Origin of the sequence: Rhizobium sp. WW_1, from assembly GCF_003610155.1 — a bacterium.
Lineage (GTDB): Bacteria > Pseudomonadota > Alphaproteobacteria > Rhizobiales > Rhizobiaceae > Rhizobium > Rhizobium tropici_A.
Genome location: NZ_RAIN01000001.1, coordinates 633591 through 650836, shown reverse-complemented (window position 1 = coordinate 650836; position 17246 = coordinate 633591). Strand labels below are relative to the sequence as shown.

At 61.0% G+C, this 17246-nt stretch carries 19 protein-coding genes; 8 read left to right on the top strand and 11 right to left on the bottom strand.

Features of this window, described 5'->3' with window-relative positions:
- Positions 1 to 72: 72 nt before the first annotated feature.
- Both BJ928_RS03055 and BJ928_RS03050 read left to right on the top strand, forming a co-directional pair.
- Entirely contained in the window at positions 73 to 780 is a 708-nt protein-coding gene (locus tag BJ928_RS03055; protein WP_047627700.1) for an NAD(P)-dependent oxidoreductase, read from the top strand.
- A 125-nt stretch (positions 781 to 905) separates the two neighbouring features.
- Positions 906 to 1214 (top strand): Dabb family protein, encoded by a 309-nt coding sequence (locus BJ928_RS03050; RefSeq protein WP_047627699.1) that lies wholly within the window; start codon positions 906 to 908, stop codon positions 1212 to 1214.
- Positions 1215 to 1270: 56 nt separating this feature from the next.
- Here the strand turns inward: BJ928_RS03050 and BJ928_RS03045 are convergent, their stop codons facing one another.
- From BJ928_RS03045 to BJ928_RS39710, 4 genes are read right to left on the bottom strand one after another with little or no spacing between them, the layout of a single operon-like run.
- Complete coding sequence (locus BJ928_RS03045; protein WP_047627697.1) at positions 1271 to 2173, bottom strand: metal ABC transporter substrate-binding protein; 903 nt, start codon at positions 2171 to 2173, stop codon at positions 1271 to 1273.
- Positions 2174 to 2192: 19 nt separating this feature from the next.
- Complete coding sequence (locus BJ928_RS03040; protein WP_047627695.1) at positions 2193 to 3065, bottom strand: metal ABC transporter permease; 873 nt, start codon at positions 3063 to 3065, stop codon at positions 2193 to 2195.
- Positions 3062 to 3844: an ABC transporter ATP-binding protein gene (locus tag BJ928_RS03035; RefSeq protein ID WP_047627694.1), complete on the bottom strand. Its 783-nt coding sequence runs from the start codon at positions 3842 to 3844 to the stop codon at positions 3062 to 3064. Before BJ928_RS03035 ends, BJ928_RS03040 begins: the two co-directional genes overlap by 4 nt.
- Entirely contained in the window at positions 3841 to 3969 is a 129-nt protein-coding gene (locus tag BJ928_RS39710) for a hypothetical protein (RefSeq protein WP_281024099.1), read from the bottom strand. Before BJ928_RS39710 ends, BJ928_RS03035 begins: the two co-directional genes overlap by 4 nt.
- Before the next feature lie 217 nt (positions 3970 to 4186).
- Between BJ928_RS39710 and BJ928_RS03030 the strand changes: the two genes are divergently transcribed.
- Positions 4187 to 4564 (top strand): VOC family protein, encoded by a 378-nt coding sequence (locus BJ928_RS03030; RefSeq protein ID WP_047627692.1) that lies wholly within the window; start codon positions 4187 to 4189, stop codon positions 4562 to 4564.
- 76 nt (positions 4565 to 4640) lie between these two features.
- Here BJ928_RS03030 and BJ928_RS03025 read toward each other — a convergent pair whose 3' ends face one another.
- Positions 4641 to 5126, bottom strand: a complete 486-nt coding sequence (locus BJ928_RS03025) for a peroxiredoxin (protein ID WP_047627690.1) — start codon at positions 5124 to 5126, stop codon at positions 4641 to 4643.
- 84 nt (positions 5127 to 5210) lie between these two features.
- Positions 5211 to 6038: a protein-disulfide reductase DsbD domain-containing protein gene (locus BJ928_RS03020; protein WP_047627689.1), complete on the bottom strand. Its 828-nt coding sequence runs from the start codon at positions 6036 to 6038 to the stop codon at positions 5211 to 5213.
- Between the two features lie 140 nt (positions 6039 to 6178).
- Here BJ928_RS03020 and BJ928_RS03015 point away from each other — a divergent pair, with 140 nt between their 5' ends.
- The 3 genes from BJ928_RS03015 to BJ928_RS03005 all read left to right on the top strand — a co-directional run bounded on the left by BJ928_RS03015 (position 6179) and on the right by BJ928_RS03005 (position 8265).
- Complete coding sequence (locus tag BJ928_RS03015; protein WP_047627688.1) at positions 6179 to 6784, top strand: YqgE/AlgH family protein; 606 nt, start codon at positions 6179 to 6181, stop codon at positions 6782 to 6784.
- Between the two features lie 95 nt (positions 6785 to 6879).
- Positions 6880 to 7071 (top strand): CsbD family protein, encoded by a 192-nt coding sequence (locus BJ928_RS03010; protein WP_047627686.1) that lies wholly within the window; start codon positions 6880 to 6882, stop codon positions 7069 to 7071.
- Between the two features lie 138 nt (positions 7072 to 7209).
- Positions 7210 to 8265 (top strand): putative zinc-binding metallopeptidase, encoded by a 1056-nt coding sequence (locus BJ928_RS03005; RefSeq protein ID WP_047627685.1) that lies wholly within the window; start codon positions 7210 to 7212, stop codon positions 8263 to 8265.
- A gap of 32 nt (positions 8266 to 8297) precedes the next feature.
- Here BJ928_RS03005 and BJ928_RS03000 read toward each other — a convergent pair whose 3' ends face one another.
- The 4 genes from BJ928_RS03000 to thrC are packed head-to-tail and all read right to left on the bottom strand — an operon-like array spanning position 8298 to position 14588.
- A complete protein-coding gene (locus BJ928_RS03000; RefSeq protein ID WP_281024116.1) occupies positions 8298 to 11180 on the bottom strand; it encodes an EAL domain-containing protein in 2883 nt (960 codons plus the stop codon).
- A gap of 26 nt (positions 11181 to 11206) precedes the next feature.
- A complete protein-coding gene (locus BJ928_RS02995) occupies positions 11207 to 11821 on the bottom strand; it encodes a GNAT family protein (RefSeq protein ID WP_047627683.1) in 615 nt (204 codons plus the stop codon).
- A 50-nt stretch (positions 11822 to 11871) separates the two neighbouring features.
- The gene (locus BJ928_RS02990; protein ID WP_047627681.1) at positions 11872 to 13170 is read right to left on the bottom strand and encodes an insulinase family protein; all 1299 of its coding nucleotides are present in this window, start codon (positions 13168 to 13170) and stop codon (positions 11872 to 11874) included.
- Positions 13171 to 13190: 20 nt separating this feature from the next.
- Positions 13191 to 14588 (bottom strand): threonine synthase, encoded by a 1398-nt coding sequence (gene thrC, locus BJ928_RS02985; RefSeq protein WP_047627680.1) that lies wholly within the window; start codon positions 14586 to 14588, stop codon positions 13191 to 13193.
- Positions 14589 to 14902: 314 nt separating this feature from the next.
- On the opposite strand from thrC, the gene BJ928_RS02980 reads away from it, so the two are divergent.
- Positions 14903 to 15523, top strand: coding sequence for a hypothetical protein (locus BJ928_RS02980; protein ID WP_047627678.1), 621 nt, complete (start codon positions 14903 to 14905; stop codon positions 15521 to 15523).
- 111 nt (positions 15524 to 15634) lie between these two features.
- On the opposite strand, the gene BJ928_RS02975 is transcribed toward BJ928_RS02980, so the two are convergent.
- The gene (locus BJ928_RS02975) at positions 15635 to 16327 is read right to left on the bottom strand and encodes an HAD family hydrolase (protein ID WP_047627675.1); all 693 of its coding nucleotides are present in this window, start codon (positions 16325 to 16327) and stop codon (positions 15635 to 15637) included.
- Between the two features lie 229 nt (positions 16328 to 16556).
- Here BJ928_RS02975 and BJ928_RS02970 point away from each other — a divergent pair, with 229 nt between their 5' ends.
- Positions 16557 to 17225, top strand: coding sequence for a GntR family transcriptional regulator (locus BJ928_RS02970; protein WP_047627674.1), 669 nt, complete (start codon positions 16557 to 16559; stop codon positions 17223 to 17225).
- Positions 17226 to 17246: the final 21 nt, after the last annotated feature.

Here is a 17246-nt window from a genome sequence, read left to right as displayed (position 1 = left end):
TCTGTTTTCAGGGCCAAGGGCATGGGAGAAAGCGCGGAAAGACAATGATGCCAACTCTCAAGGAGATTACAGATGGCCGAAACCATTTTCCTTGCCGGCGCAACCGGTGCGATCGGGCGCAAGCTTGTTCCCCTGCTGATCGAAGCAGGCTTTACCGTCCACGGCACGACCCGCAAGCCGGATCGGGCCGATAGCCTTCGGGCAATCGGGGCGACGCCCGTGGTCGTCGATGTTTTCGACGCCGAGGCTCTCAAGGCGGCATTGCTGCGAGTGAAGCCCGATATCGTCATCCACCAGCTGACTGACCTGCCGTTCGGGCTCGATCCGGCGCAGATGGAAGAAGGGCGTATCCGCAACGCCCGCATTCGCGAAGTGGGAACGAAGAATCTGGTCGATGCCGCCGTTGCAGCTGGCACGAGACGGATGATCTCGCAAAGCATCGCCTGGTCCTATCAGGCAGGTATCTCGGAGATCACCGAGGAAACGCCGTTGGTGGAGGGCGCGACCGCGGTCCGGACTCTTGAAGCATTGACGCTTACGACCGCGGGCATTGCCGGCACCGTGTTGAGATACGGGCTGCTCTACGGCCCCGGTACCGGTTGCGATGCACCCAGCGGGGCGATCAATCTGCATGTGGATGACGCTGCCCATGCCGCTCTGCTGGCGGTGCAGACCTCCGCTGTCGGCGTCTTCAATGTGGTCGAAGAGGGTGGCCCGGTCTCGAACGCCAAGGCGAAGTCGATCCTCGGATGGCAACCGTTTCGGCGGGGCGATGACTAGGTGATCGCCGTCCCAGGGTTTGGCGTCGGCATCTCGCAGCCGTCAGGAATGCACTGTTCACGACTAGGCGCCTTGCCCTGCTATCCTTTCTCTCTATGCTGACCGCAACACCCAGGGAGATAGGCATGATCCTGCATTGCGTTTTTCTTCGGCTCAAAGCCGCCATGACAAAAGAAGAGAAGAAAGCCCTCTTCGAATCGGTGGCCGCCTTGCAGCAGGTCATTCCCGGCATCGTCGACGTGAAATACGGGCCGAATGTCTCGCCGGAAGGCTTGCACGGCGGCTTTGCGGATGGATTCGTCGTTACCTTCGAAAGTGCCAGCGCACGCGATGCCTATCTGGTGCATCCCGATCATGTCGCCGTTGGCGAGCGGATCGTATCATCGACGGATGGCGGTCTAGCCGGCCTGATGGTCTTCGATTTCAATCTCTGACAGCGTTGCCAGGATACGGTCGCAGACGGGGTATGCCCGCGACCGCATCCGGTCGATCAGCTCGACTTGGCCATGGCTGCGGCAAGCTGGTCAACGTTATAACGGAACATTTTTTCGTAAGTCGGAGCCGGTCCGTTGGACTTGGAAAGGGCCTCGACATAGAGCTCGCCGCCAGGCTCGGCGCCCGTTGCCTTGGCGACCTGCTTGACCAGGCGCGGATCGTTCGAGTTTTCGAAGAAATAGGTCTTCACATGCTCGGTCTTGATCTGTTCGATCAGCTTGGCGACGTCGGCCGCCGAGGCTTCCGTCTCAGTCGAAAAGCCGAGCGGTGACAGGAAGCTCACCTTGTACTCGCGGCCGAAATAGCCGAAGGCATCATGGCTCGTCAGCACCTTGCGGCGGTCCTCGGGCACCTTGTCGAACTTGCTGTGTGCGTAGGTGTCGAGTTCGGTCAGAACCTTGGTGTAGCGTTCGGCATTAGCCCTGAACTCGGCAGCGTCGGCCGGATCGGCAGCGGAAAGTGCCTTCTCAATATTGCCCACCCAGATCTTCACATTGACCGGGCTGTTCCACACATGCGGGTCGGTGACCGTCTTGCCGTCGTCGACCATGGTGCGGGTGTTGATGCCTTCGGAGGCGACGACAGGCGTCCCCTTGTAGCCCGATGCGGTGATCAGGCGGTCCATCCAGCCTTCCAGACCTTCGCCGCTGACGAAGACGATCTTGGCGGCATTGAGCTTCTTGGCGTCGGCCGGCGACGGCTCGAATTCATGGGGGTCGCCATTCGGGCCGACGAGGCTTGATACTTTCACATGGTCGCCGCCGACATGTTTGACGACATCGGCAAGCACGGTGAAGGACGCGACGACATCGAGCGTTTCGGCGGAGGCCGGAGCCGCGACGCCGAAGGCGACGAAGGCCGTGGCAGCGGCTGAGAGAAGCAGTCTCTGTTTGTTCATGCGAGTCTCCTTGTTCGGATTAGCCCCGGAGATGGGGACGGGGGAAGAGCCGCCGGGCAAGGCCCGAGGGTGCGAAGAGGATGGAGATGCCATAGATCAGGCTGGCGGTGATGATGATCGTCGGGCCCGAGGCAAATTCGAGGTGGTAGGAGGCGATGAGGCCGACATAGCCCGAGGCCGCAGCCGTTCCCGTCGCGATCGCCATCATCGAGGGCAGGCTGCGCGACCAGAGCTGGGCGATTGCCGCGGGCAGCGTCATCAGTCCGACCGCCATCAGCGTTCCCAACGCCTGGAAGCTGGCGACGAGATTGAGCACGACGAGCAACAGGAACAGGAAGTGATAGACCTGCCCGCGGCCGCCGACGGCGCGCAGGAAGCCGGGGTCGAAGCATTCCATGACGAGCGGGCGATAGATGACGGCAAGCGCCAGCAGCGTCACCGTGGTGATCGCGCCGATCTGATAGAGGGCAGGCGCGTCGATTGCGAGAATGGTGCCGAAAAGCACATGCAGAAGATCGATGTTCGAGCCGCGCAGCGACACGATGAGCACGCCGAGCGCGAGCGAGGTCAGATAGAAGCTGGCAAAGCTGGCATCCTCCTGGAGCACCGTGGTGCGGCTGACGAGGCCAGAGAGCAGGGCCACCGAAAGCCCGGCAACAAGCCCGCCAAGCCCCATGGCGGTGAGCGACAGCGATCCGGCAACGAGATAGCCGATGGCGGCCCCAGGCAGAACGGCATGGCTCATGGCATCGCCCATAAGGCTCATGCGCCGGAGCATCAGGAAAACACCGATCGAACCCGAGCCGAGGCCGAGGCAGACGCAGGCGATCAGCGCGCGCCGCATGAAGCCGTAATCCGCGAACGGCGCGAGAAAGATGTCATAGGCGGTCATTCAGCCGGCTCCCGCTTCGTCAGGTCATGGGGGGCGGGCTCGTCTTCCGGCAGGCAATCCCCGGCATCGTCATCCCAGCGCTCGGCCATGGCGCGCGCCTTGATGAGATTGGCGGGGCTCATGACATCCTGCGTCTTGCCCCATCCCACAAGTTCGCGGGCGATCAGCAGCGTCTCGGGGAAATGCGCGCGCACCTGTTCGAAATCATGGAGGACGGCGATGACGGTGCGTCCTTCCCTGTTCCAGCGCAGCACGAGCTTGAGCAGATCGGCTGTCGTCCTCTGGTCGATGGCGGTAAAAGGTTCGTCCAGCAGGATGACGCGGGCATCCTGCAGCAGCAGGCGTGCAAACAGGACGCGCTGGAATTGCCCGGCCGAAAGCGCGCCGATATGGCGGCGCTCGAAGCCGGAAAGCCCGACGATATCGAGCGCCTCGCGCGCGCGTTCTCCATCTTTTCGGGAGAATTGACCGAAGGCGCCGGCATTTTTCCAGGCGCCGAGCATGACGGTGTCGGCAACGGAAATCGGAAAGCGGCGGTTGATATCGGCCGTCTGCGGCAGATAGCCGAAATCGCTGCGCGCAAGTGCCCCACGATCGATGGAGCCTTCCGCCAGCGGCAATTCGCCGACGATCGCCTTGAGCAAGGTCGATTTTCCCGCCCCGTTCGGCCCGGCAATCGCCGTCAGGCTGCCCTCGGCAAAGCCACCCGAAATATGATGCACGGCGGGATGACGCTCATAGGTGACGGTGAGGTTCTTGAGACGGATCAATTCACTCATGCCAGAGCCACCGCCCAGCCAATGGCCGCCCACAGGATCGCTATGCCGACCGCCACATAGGCAAGGCGCACCAAAGCCGAACGCCCCATCAGGGACGATGCAAAGGGATCATGGTCAAAGGGCATTCCGGGGCTTTCAATTATGTAATAACATTACACGTTGTAGCCGATGAAATGCGGCAAAAAAGAGGCGAGCGATGCTTCGCCGGGAGTTTGCGGTGAAGAATGCCCGAATATTTGCAGAGCCAATATCGTTGCCGTCTTCTCGCGATAGCGTTCACGGCGGATCTGTCCTCAGGCAATATCGAGGACCGAAGTCTGCGGCATAGGTGGGGAGGATGATATGAGATTAAGACTGGAATTGTTTGTTGCCGATGTGAGCGCATCGATAGACTTCTATCGCGAAGTGCTAAATTTCCAGGTGATAGGCGAGGCAAGCACGGACTATACCGTGCTATCAAATGGTGAAGCAGTTATCTCCGTCAACAACCGGGAGGCCCTTGGGCCTGATCATCCTCTCCGAGCGGTGAATGGTGAACGGCTTGGTCTTGGCGTCGAAATAGTGCTGAGTGTCGAGGATGTAGAGGATGTATTTGAGGCCGCCAAAACCGGCGGCCATCCGGTATCCGAGCTTGCCTTGCAACCGTGGGGTTTGCGCGATTTTCGCATCATGGACCCCGATAGCTATTACATCCGTGTGACAAGCAGCCAGAACGGATAGGGGCCCGAGAGCACCCTCAGCAGTCAGGCGAAAGGCAGGGTGCGGGGCACCCAGCCTCCCTCAACTCGTCGAAATCTTAGAGCTGCTCGATCATCGCCGCAGCACCCGAAACCGTGGCCTGGCCGGGGCTTTCCTCGATATTCAGCGTCTTCACGACACCGTCTTCCACCAGCATGGAATAACGCTTGGAGCGGACGCCGAGGCCGCCGGCGGAGAGGTCCACATCGAGGCCGAGCGCCTTGGTGAAGGAGCCGTCCCAATCGGCGAGGAAGTGGATCTTGCCCATGCCGCCGGACGATTGCGCCCAGGCGCCCATGACGTGCCAGTCGTTGACGGCAACCACCGCGATGTCGTCGACGCCCTTGCCGAGGATGGTGTCGCGGTTTTCGAGAAAGCCCGGCAGGTGATTGAGCGAGCAGGTCGGCGTGAACGCGCCGGGCACGGCGAAGAGCACGACGCGCTTGCCGGCAAAGAGCTGCTCGGTGCTGATCTCGACCGGGCCGTCGGCGGTCTTTTCCTTGAAGGTGGCGGCAGGCAGCGTGTCGCCGAGGGCGATAGTCATGGCTCTCTCCTTGGGTCGTGGTTTCGGGGGCGCTCGAGTGGCCGCCGATCGTGTGAAGACGGTTTGGCGAACTATAGATCCGCCCTATTCCAGCGCAAGGGTGGTTTCCATCGCCCGGGCGCCGTCGATGACCAGAACTCCCCAGCTCTTGCCCTTGGGATCGTAGTCCTTCGGCAGCTTGCCGATCTCGATATCGGCCGAAAAGGCAGTTCCTTCCCGTTTCGCATTCGCTTGCCGAAAGAACACGTAGCCTGATGGCCCCGTGACGTAGATCTCCGGCGTCTTCCCGCTCGTTTCAGGCAGCGTCAGCTGCAGTGAAAGGCTCTTCGCGTCGGCGGAGATCGTGTGGCTCCGGATGGCAAAATCCGATGATGGCGCTTGCGGCAGCATTGCTTTCGCCGCATCGAGGGTAGCCAGTTCATGCGATGTCGGCTGTTCATTTGCCGTCAGCGGCAGCGAAAGCTCGGCCTGAAAGGGGATGCAGATATCCTTGCAGAGGCCGATGAAAGTCGTCAGCTCAAGCTTTTCCGGCGCCTTGCCTGCGACGTGCAGATCAAGCGGCAACGTGACCGGAGCGTCGTAGCCGATTTCCTGGATCGGGCCGACGCTGATCGGCTTCGGTATCGGATAGCTGATCTTTTCCAATGTCACGCCGCTGCCGGGCGCGGGCGTGATCTGCGGCGGAATTCCGCCCTGGCCCGGTTCGCGCCAATAGGTGATCCAGCCCGGTTCCGGCTCGATCTGCAATGCCGCCCGGATATGCCCCTCGGCGTCCGGCGCCAGCGCGATCAGGCGTATGCGGCCGCCTTCGTTGTCCACCCACTCGCTGGTTGCGGCGTGGGCCGCCGTGGCGCTGAAAAAGAGAGTGGCGACGAGTGCCGACAAGCGGGCGATGCTATTTATTTCGATCATGGAACAAGGATTTAGCGGATTGACCGTCCGTGAGCCAGCAGGACTGGAGAGACAAATGATCATTTTCAGTTGATTGATTTATGACATTGCCCCATCTTGATATCAGGCGGTGCAGTTGCGAACTGCGGTGAGGAGGCACGATGTCCCTATCGACGCTGAAGAATAGACGCGAAAGAGGTTTTCTCGACGGTCAGTTCCTGATCGCCATGCCTGGCATGGAGGATCGGAATTTCCACCGCACGGTTGTTTATATCTGCGCCCATTCCGATGCCGGTGCCATGGGCTTCGTCATCAACCGGGCCCAGAAATTGACATTTACCGACGTCCTTCTGCATCTGGACATGATCAAGGATGACGATGCTATCGTGCTTCCCCAGATGGCGCGTGATTTCCCGATCCAGACCGGCGGCCCGGTCGAAAGCGGCCGCGGTTTCGTCCTGCATTCAGACGACTACATCAGCGACAGCAGCATTCCGGTCAGCGACGACATCAGCCTGACGGCAACGCTCGATATCGTCAGGGCCATTTCCAAGGGGAGTGGCCCGAAACGCGCAACGATGCTGCTCGGCTATGCCGGCTGGGGCGCGGGTCAGCTTGAAGCGGAAATCGGCAACAACGGCTGGCTGAATTGCCCTGCCAACGAAGAATTGATCTTCGATCGCAGTCTCGACAACAAATATGATCGCGCGCTGGCCCTCATGGGCATCAACCCGGCGATGCTGTCGCTGCAGGCGGGCCATAGCTGAGCCGATTGCGTTATTTTGGAACGAAATGGCGCGCGTGACGTTTTCCTCGGCAGAGCGATGGCAATTCCGCTGTCGTAGCCAAGGAGGCGTCAGACATGAGCAGCACGACCGACAAGGTGTCCGGTAAGGCGAACGAAATTGCCGGCAAGGCCAAGCAGATGGCCGGCAAGGCGACCAATGACAAGGAACTCCGCGCCAAGGGCGCAGCCCAGGAAGCCAAGGGCAAGGTGCAGACCGCCGTTGGCAAAGCCAAGGACAAGGTCAAAGGCGCAGTCGACCGGATGTGACCGGCAGCTTCGTGTCTAACAATCTAGGCTCGCTGCTCCGCTGAATTGACGTTGTAGCAGCGATGTTGGGAGGAAGAGCCTGTTACGGAAACGTGGCAGGCTCTTTACTATAGGCCACTACGTTGTTCCGAGGGGAGTATGCGGCTTTTCACCTGCGACTATTGCGGCCAACCCGTTCATTTCGACAACAGGCAATGCATTCGCTGCGGCCATCCTCTCGGCTTTGTCCCCGATCGTCTGGCGATATATGCCCTGGAAGCGGAAGAGGATGTGGATTGGCACCCCGTCTCCGAACCGGCGCGACATCTTCGCTTTTGCGCCAATGCCAAACTCGATATCTGCAACTGGCTCATCGATGCGGACGATCCGCAGCCCTATTGCGTTGCCTGTCGCCATAATCGGCTCGTGCCGAACACCGATGCGCAACAGGGCATAGATCGCTGGCGCCGCATCGGCCAGGCGCAGCGGCATCTGTTCTATTCTCTGTTGCGCTGGAACCTGCCGCATCCCGACAGAGCAGAGGACCCTCAGGGTGGACTGGTGTTCGATTTCCTCGAGGATGAGGTGCAAGGCGACGTCGTCGTACCGGCCATGACCGGCCATGAGGAGGGACTGATCGCCATTCGGGCCGCAGAGGCCGATGACGTCACGCGCGAACAGGCGCGGACCTCCATGAACGAGCCCTATCGCACCTTGCTCGGCCACTTCAGGCACGAGACCGGGCATTTCATCTGGAATAAGCTCGTGCGCGATCGCAACGGGTTCGATGCCTTTCGCGCCATCTTCGGTGACGAACGCGCCGATTACGGTGCGGCACTGCAGGCCCACTACGACAATGGCCCGCCCTCAAACTGGCAGGAAAACTTCATTAGCGCCTATGCCAGCTCTCATCCGTGGGAGGATTTTGCCGAGTGCTTCGCGCATTATCTGCATATCGTCGATACGCTGGAAACGGCGCGCTCCTTCGGCTTGGCGATCGATCCCCATCGCTATCACGACATGGCTGCCGAAGTGGATTTCGACCCTTACAAGGCTGAAAGCGCCGAGCAGCTCGTCAATGCCTGGATTCCGCTGAGCGTGGCGATCAATTCCATCCAGCGCAGCATGGGCCAGCCGGATTCCTACCCCTTCATCCTGTCACCGCCGGTGGTCGGAAAGCTGGACTATATTCGCGCGCTGATAGACAGTATGTGATCTCCCATCGCTCTAGGTGAGGGGGATATCACCTATGCGCGCTTCGTCAGCGGAAAGCGTTCTTTCAGGAGGCGCACCACGGAATCCGAGCCCATCGGCGGGCCGAAGATGAAGCTCTGGCCGTAGGTGCAGCCGATCTTGGCAAGTTCCAACGCATCCTCTTCGGATTCGATGCCCTCAGCGACGACACGCATGTTGAGCTCGCGTGCCATGGAAATAACCGAGCGCAGCAGCACTGCCTTCTTGTCGCTGTCGTCGCGGACCATGGCCTTGTCGAGCTTGATCGTGTCGAACGGGAAACGCGTGAGATAGGCGAGCGACGAATAGCCCGTACCGAAGTCGTCGAGCGCCAGACCGATGCCGGCGTCGCGCAGTTTGTCGAGCACGAGGCGCGCCTGTTCCGGATTTTCCATCACCTGCGATTCCGTCAGCTCCAGCTTGATGCGGTGCGGATCGCAATGGGTCTTGGCGAGCAGGGCGCGGATATCGTCGTAAAGTTCGTTATTGAGCAGCTGCACGCTGGAAAGGTTGATGGAGACGAACAGCGGCAGGTCGCCGGTCTGTCGCTGCCATGCCTTCAGGTCGTTCGTTGCCTGCTCCAGCGCGAACATGCCGAGCGGGCCGATGATGTCGGATGCCTCTGCGATCGGGATGAATTCCGATGGCGGGATATTGCCGCGCTTCGGATGTTCCCAGCGCATCAGCGCCTCGAAGCCTGCCACTTCAGCATCTTCCAGGCGGACGATCGGCTGGTAGACGAGCGAAAGTTCCTTGCGCTCGACGGCGCGGCGCAGGTCGGTTTCGAGTTGCAGCCGGTCCGTGCCGAAGCTGCGGAAGGCCGGCTGGAAGGGCTCGACGCGATTGCCGCCGGCGCGCTTGGCGCGGTACATGGCAAGTTCCGCGTCGCTCAGCATACCCGCGGCATTTTCCTGCTGGTCGACCCAGGACGTCAGGCCGACCGATGCCGTCAGAATGATTTCGCGGTTGGCGAAATTGATCGGCACCATGATCGCCTTGCTGATCGCATCGGCAAAATCCGCAACCTTGGCCGGATCGCGTTCGGAGACGAGGATGAGGCCGAATTGATCGCCCGAAAGACGCGCCAGCGTATCCTGCGGCTTCATCAGACGGCGAAGACGCCGGGTCAGCGCGATCAGGATATTGTCGCCCGCGGCAAAACCCAGCGTATCGTTGACCAGCTTGTAGCGATCGATGTCGATCACCATGACTGTCGGCCTGAGCTGATTGCCTTCCGAGGCGAGCGTCAGAACGGACTGCAGGCGATCAAGGAACACCTGGCGGTTCGGCAATCCCGTGAGGTTGTCATGCACGGCGTCATGCAGCAGCCGCTCGACGGAATTCTTCTGCTCGGTGATATCGACGATCGTGCCGACGCAGCGGATGATTTCGCCGTTCGAGCCGAGGACGGGCCGGGCGCGGATCGACAGCCAGTGGAAATGTCCATCCTCCGCGCGAATCCGGAATTCGTGGTTCAGCCGGCCGCGCCGATGTTCCAGCAGTACGTCAAGCGTCGCTCGGAAACGGTCGCGATCGTCTGGGTGCAGTCGCGGCAGCCAGTTGCGCGCCGCGCCATGCATGGTGCCGGGCGAGAGGCCGAGCTTCATCGAAATATCAGGCGTGGTTACGACACGGTCGCGCGCTACGTCCCAGTCCCAGACGGTATCGCCGGAGCCTGTAAGCGCAAGAGACTGCCGTTCCAGATCGGAGAACAGACCCTGCTGGAAAGCGCCGCCGGCAAAGGCGTGCTGCATGACGGTGAAGCCGATCAAAAGGACGATGAGCACGAGGCCGCCGCCAAGTGCCGGCTGGATGATGTCGTTGTCGAGCTTGCCCATGACCGTCATCCAGGCCCCGAAGAGCCAGACGAGGATCAAGGCCCAGGCGGGCACGAGCAGGATGGCGCGGTCGTAGCGGCTGAAGCCGAGATAGATGATGAGCAGCAGTCCTGCCGTCGCCGTCAGCGCCAGCGACAGCCGCGCAATACCGGCTGCAATCGACGGGTCATAGATCGCGACGCCGAAGAGCAGAGCAAGGCCGAGCACCCAGGCAAGCGTCACATAACCAAGATGGGCATGCCAGCGATTGAGGTTGAGATAGGTGAACAGGAAGATCACCAGGCTCGACGCGAGCGCCACCTCCGCACAGGCGCGCCATATTCGCTGATCGCTTGACGTTATGCTGATGAGCTTGCCGAGGAAGCCGAAATCCACGCAGATATAGCCGAGAACAGCCCAGGCAAGCGCCGCCGTCGCCGGCAGCATCGATGTGCCCTTGACCACGAAAAGAATGGTGAGGAACACCGCCAGGAGGCCGGCGATGCCGAGCACGATGCCGCGATAGAGCGTGAAGGCGTTGACCGTATCCTTGTAGGCGTTGGGTTCCCAAAGATAGAGCTGCGGCAGGTTCGGCGACGAAAGCTCGGCAACGAAGGTGACGACGGCGCCGGGGTTCAGCGTGATGCGGAAGACGTCCGCTTCGTCGCTTGGCTGCCGGTCGAGCGCAAAGCCCTCGCTCGGCGTGATCGCGACGATGCGCTGCGAGCCGAGATCGGGCCAGAAGACCTTCGAATTCACCAGACGGAAATGCGGGGCGACGATGACGCGCTCCAGCTGCTCTTCCGAGACATTGGCGAGCGCGAAGACAGCCCAGTCGCCCTGATGGTTCGGGGAGGAAGAGCGCACTTCGATGCGGCGGCGGATGCCGTCGGCGCCCGCGGCCGTCGAGACCTGGAAGGCTTCGCCTTGATTGGTGTAGATTTCCGTCGTCGCCGTCAGGTCGAGCGCGGTGTCGTCGCGTGAGATCTTCACGGGTTCGGCTGCGTGCGCCATTCCGGCGATCAATAGCAGCATGGTAGCGCCGAGCGTTGCGATCAGCGCGCATAGCCGCCGGGCCATCGGCCACGTCTGCAGGATTCCGGCGATCATCGCTGGTCGAAGCTTCGGTTCAGGCTGGGATCGGAAGCCAACCTTGAAAACATCACATGGTCGCGCCACTGACCGTTGATTTTAAGATAACCGCGCAAATGACCTTCCCGCTGGAAACCGGCTTTTTCCAAAAGCCGCATGCTACGCTCGTTATCCGGAATACAGGCTGCTTCAACTCGGTGCAACTCAAGTCCGGAAAAGATATAGGGTATAACCAACTGAAGTGCGGCGAACATGTGGCCCTGACCGGAATAGCGTTCGCCCATCCAATATCCGATCATGCAGCTCTGTGCAGCACCGCGGCGAATATAGCCGATCGTGATGCCGCCAACCAGCGTTCTGTTTTCCCTGAGGAAAATGAACAGGGGTATCGCTTGGCCGGAGCTGTATTCCTGTTTGCCGCGGATAATGCGGGCACGATAGGCGCCCTCAGTCAGCTCATCGTGCCGCCAGGTCGGTTCCCACGGTTCGAGAAAACGTCGGCTCTCGGCTCGGAGCTTGTGCCACTGATTGAAATCGGAGTAGCGCGGCAGGCGCAGCAAATATCTGTCGTTTTCGAGTTCAACCGCGTCCGGATGACGTGAGAGAAACCGAAAGACAGATTTTTGCATGCCGCCAAGCACTCCCCCGAGAATTGAACCCATAGGCCCGCGGCGTGCCCCTAGCCGCTGGCGCTTCTGGAAGCCGGCGTCGGCGAGGACAGCGAGGTCACGATGTCTTCCATCGGCGCAAGCTGCTCCAGCGGCCCGATCGCCGAAAGCGTCGGTACTGTATCGAAGAACAGCCGGCCGGCAAGATCCGTCAGGCGATCGATGGTGATGCCTTCCAGGCGTTCCAGCATCTCCTGGTTCGGGATGGGGCGGCCATAAAGCATCATCTGACGTGCGACCTGGCCGGCGCGAGCCGCCGGACTTTCCTGGCCCATGAGGAGCTGCGCGCGGATCTGGGCGCGGGCGCGCTCGATTTCCTGCTGCTGGATGTCATGGGACGACTTGTGCAGCTCGTCGATGATGACGGGCAGCAGTTCCGGCAGGTTTTCGCCGCCGGTTGCGGCATGAATGCCGAAAATGCCAGTGTCGGAGAAGCCCCAATGGAAGGCATAGACCGAATAACAGAGGCCGCGGAACTCGCGCACTTCCTGAAACAAGCGCGAGGACATGCCGCCGCCGAGGATATTGGCGAGGATCTGCGAACAGTAGAAATCGCGGGTATGATAGGCACGGCCTTCGAAGCCGAGCAGGATCTGCGCGTCCATCAGGTCGCGCGTTTCGCGAATATTGCCGCCGATATAGCGCGCCGGCTCGATAACGGGCGGTGCGGACGGTTTGGTCGGCAGGCTGGCGAAGCGTTCCTCGACCTGACGCACGAAGCTTTCATGATCAACCGCACCGGCCGCGACGACGAACATGCGGTCGGTCGTATAGTTGCGGCTGAGATAGTGGCGGATCTGTTCCGGCGAGAAGGAGAGAACGGTGTCCGGCGTGCCGAGAATGGCGCGGCCGAGCGTCTGGCCGCGATAGGCGACTTCGGAAAACTTGTCGAAGACGACATCGTCGGGCGTGTCGTTCGCCGCGTTGATTTCCTGCAGGATCACCTGCTTTTCGCGGGCCAGTTCTTCTTCGTCGAAGGCTGACTCGGTCAGGATATCGGCAAGGATATCGACGGCGAGCGGCACATGATCCTTCAGTACCCGAGCATAATAGGAGGTGGTTTCAGTCGAGGTGGCGGCGTTGACTTCGCCGCCGACATTCTCGATTTCCTCGGCGATCTGCCGGGCCGTGCGACGTCCGGTGCCCTTGAACGCCATATGCTCGAGCAGATGCGCGATACCGTGTTCTGCCTCGGTCTCGTTACGCGAACCCGACTTGATCCAAACGCCGAGTGCCACGCTTTCTAGGTGTGGCATCGATTGGGTCGCTACTGTCAGCCCGGACGCTAGCCGGGTGCACTCCACTGTCATCGCCTGTCTTTCCGCGTCTGTTATTCGCCGATCCGGGTATGTTTTCCGATAAAGCTTTCAACGGCTTTAAGTTCCGGATCGAGAATGTCGAAACGCTCCTCCCTGGTCATCAGACCAGCAAGCCACGTCGGAAGCGCCGGGTCAATACCGGAGGCGGATTTTACTGCGGCGGGGAATTTTGCCGGATGGGCGGTGGCAAGCGTCACCATCGGGCTTGACGGACGCTCGTTCTTTTCAGCGACGAAGGCGCCGATCGCCGTGTGTGGATCGAGCAGATAGCCCGTATCGGCAAGAGTCTTGCGAATGGTTTCAGCCACCTGCTTTTCGCTGGCGCGGCCGGCTCGGAAGTCCTTCTTGATGAACTTCTGCGCCTCTTCGCTGATCGAAAAGCCGTTCGACTGCTTCAGGCTCTCCATGGCGGCGCGCACCTTGGAGGCGTCGCGGCCATTGGCCTCGAACAAGAGCCGCTCGAAGTTGGAGGAGATCTGGATATCCATCGACGGCGATGTGGTGGCCTTGACCTCGCGCATTTCATAGCGGCCGGTTTTCAGCATCCGAGCCAGGATGTCGTTCTCGTTGGTGGCGATCACAAGCCGCTCGATCGGCAGACCCATGCGCTTGGCAACGTAGCCGGCGAAAATATCGCCGAAATTGCCTGTGGGCACGGTGAAGGAAATCTTCCGGTCCGGTCCGCCGAGCGCGACTGCTGTCGTGAAGTAATAGACCACCTGCGCCATGATGCGCGCCCAGTTGATCGAATTGACGCCGGAAAGCTTGACCTTGTCGCGGAAGGCGACGTCATTGAACATGGCTTTGACGAGATTCTGGCAATCGTCGAAATTGCCCTTGATCGCCAGCGCGTGAACGTTTGCCGCCGTCGACGTGGTCATCTGCCGCTGCTGCACCGGCGAGACTTTTCCGTGCGGGAAGAGAATGAAGATGTCGGTGCGCTCGCGGCCGGCAAAGGCGTCGATCGCAGCGCCGCCGGTATCGCCCGAGGTGGCGCCGACGATGGTTGCCCGCTGGCCGCGCTTCTCCAGCGCATAGTCCATCAGCCGCGCAAGCAACTGCATGGCGACATCCTTGAAGGCGAGCGTCGTGCCGTGAAAGAGCTCCAAGACGAAGCTGTTCGGGCCGGTCTGGACGAGCGGTGTCACGGCGGGGTGCCGGAAGGTGGCGTAGGCATCGTCGATCATGCCGCGGAATACGTCGGCCGGGATCTCGCCGTTGGTGAAGGGCGACAGCACGGCAAAAGCGACGTCCTGATAGCTCTTTCCGCGGAAGGCGCGGATTTCTCTTTTCGTCAGGACAGGCCATTCGCGGGGAACATAGAGCCCGCCGTCGCGAGCAAGGCCAGCCAGGAGGGCGTCGCAGAAGCCAAGGGCAGGGGCTTCTCCCCGCGTTGAAATGTAATCCACGGTCTTAGAATTCCTTTGGTCGCAAAATTGCCTGAGTGATCGATTGAGAGAGTAGAGGAACGAAGCGACGGCGGCCTGTCTTTTTGCGTCGGATCAGGCGCGTGGTTTTCGCGTTTGCGCAAGGCGCGTCGGATCGGCGCCGGGCGGAGGCCTTTGGTGGTGATCTGTCGATCTCGAAAAGTGAGCCAAAACGGTGTCTACCCAATCGATTTTTCGCTGCGCCGCTGGTATAGACCATCGCCAAGTGTCATAAAAGGCCCGTTTGGCGGGCTGCAGGCCGATAATGTAAAATATATGGAGAGGGTGGAATTATAGTGTTTGGCAGGGTTTCGCGTCGTCTTTTCTCCGCTTCGCTTCTGGCATTGCTCACGGGTTGCAGCTCTCTCGGTATTGGCGGCAACAGTGAAAAGCAGCCAGGGGCTGACATCACGGTAGCACCGCAAGCCGGAGCCCCGGCTGCCGCTTCAACTCCCACCCCGACCTACGTCGCCGGCAAATGCCCGCAGGCTGTCATCCGCGACGAGGATGCGGTTTATCGTACCTACGCCAAGGGCGCCAAGGACGATGCGAGCCAGTTGGTGTATCAGGCTTCGCTGGCACAGGCGACCCGCCAGTGCACGAGTGACGGCACCAGTCTCGGCATTCATGTCGTGGCGCAGGGACGCCTGGTCGCCGGCCCGATGGGCTCCTCCGGCAAGGTGACCCTGCCGATCCATGTCGCCGTCATGGACAACGACAACGCGCTTTACAGCAAGACCATTATGTACACGGCTGAGATTCCGCCGGGTGAGACCACGGCGCAGTTCCTCTTTACCGATGATGATATTCAGGTTGCCGGCGGCTCCGGCGGTTTCACGATCGTCCAGATCGGCTTTGATCAGGGTCCGCAGAAGCCTGCGAAGAGCACGAAGCCGGTGCGCAGGAAGCATCAGTAAGCTTTCGATCGCGGCCTTTGCGTAGAGCGACGCAGGGCCGCGACGACCACCAAAGAAAAAGCCCTGCCGGTCGGCAGGGCTTTTTCTTTGGTGGTCAGTCTTCAGTCCGTCCTAGAGGACGCCATCCCATTCCGCGAGCGCCATGACGACGCCGGGAAGGTCGGCCATACGGCTGATGACGGTTTCCGCGCCGGCGTCGGTCAGCCGATCGGCGTGGGAAGGGTAGGTGTGTGATGCGCCGGTGAAGCCGATGACGCGCATGCCGGCGGCACGCGCCGCCTGAACACCATGGATCGAATCTTCGACGACGATCGTGTTGGCGGGGCTGACATTCATCTGCTTGGCGCCATGCAGGAAAATATCCGGTTTTGGTTTCACGCGGTCGGCGCCAAGATCCTTGGCGGAGTAGATATGCGGCGCGAACAGCTTGATGTAGCCGACCTTGGTCAACATCATCTCGAGGCGCGCCGAGCTGGAGTTCGAGCAGATGCACCGCGGCATCGGCAGTCGCGACAGTGCCAGCGGCACGCCTGGTATCGCCTGGACTTCATTGGCAAGCTTCAGGTCGAGCAGCTTCTCCGACTTGTCGAGCAGCGTCGCGGAGAGCGGAATGCTTGCCTCGCGCTCGACCTCGAACAGGATGTTGCGCCAGGTCATGCCGGCGAAGCGCTCACCCATTTCCTCGGTGCTGATCGGGTAGCCCGCATCGGTCAGCAGCTTGGACTCGACCTCAGCCGCGATGATTTCCGAATCGACCAGAACGCCGTCGCAGTCGAAGATGATGAGATCGAAGCCATTGCTCATGAAATTGCTGCCTTTGATGTGGCTGGGTTCGGCAGCTCCGGGAAACCGTTGGGATTTCGGAAGATGCTCTGAAAAACGACCGCCGGGCTTTACACGATATGTCGACAAAGCTCAACCAATTGGCGGGCATGGCTGCGCTGCAGCTAGCGAAAGGGTCGAAATGCGCAAAAGCGGTGACAGCTTTTGCTTGCCGCTCGACATCGGGCAGGGCTGGCTTTAAGCATCGGCAATGGCCAAGGAGCGCGACGACACCATTGCCAGCCGTATCAGCCGGGTGCTTGCCGACCGCATCATCCGCGGCGAGCTCGCGCCCGATACCCGCCTGCGGCAGGATCATATCGCCGAGGAATTCGGCACCAGCCATGTGCCCGTGCGCGAGGCGTTCCGGCGACTGGAGGCGCAGGGGTTGGCGATCAGCCTGCCGCGCCGTGGCGTTCGCGTCGCCTCGTTCGATCTCAAGGAGGTCCGCGAGGTCGCGGAAATGCGGGCGGCACTCGAAGGTCTTGCACTCAAGCATGCGGCCCCGCATCTGACTGCGTCCATTCTGGACGAGGCCGAGCAGGCGACGCGCGACGGCGACGCCGCAGGTGACGTTTACGCCTGGGAAGAAGCCAATCGCCGCTTCCATCGCCTGATCCTGGCGCCTTGCGGCATGGCGCGGCTGCTCGCCGCCATCGACGACCTACACGCCGCCAGTGCCCGCTTTCTCTTTTCCGCCTGGCAATCCGGCTGGGAGAAGCGCACGGATCATGATCACCGCGCCATTTTGGCGGCGCTTCGCCAGGGTCGAATCGACGAGGCGGCGGCAATTCTGCAGAAGCATGTGCAATGGATCGGCCGCGCGCCGGTGCGCACGCCTTCGGGGTCGACGCGAGACGCCTTCGCAATCGTCGGCTAGCGATCACAACGCATCATGATG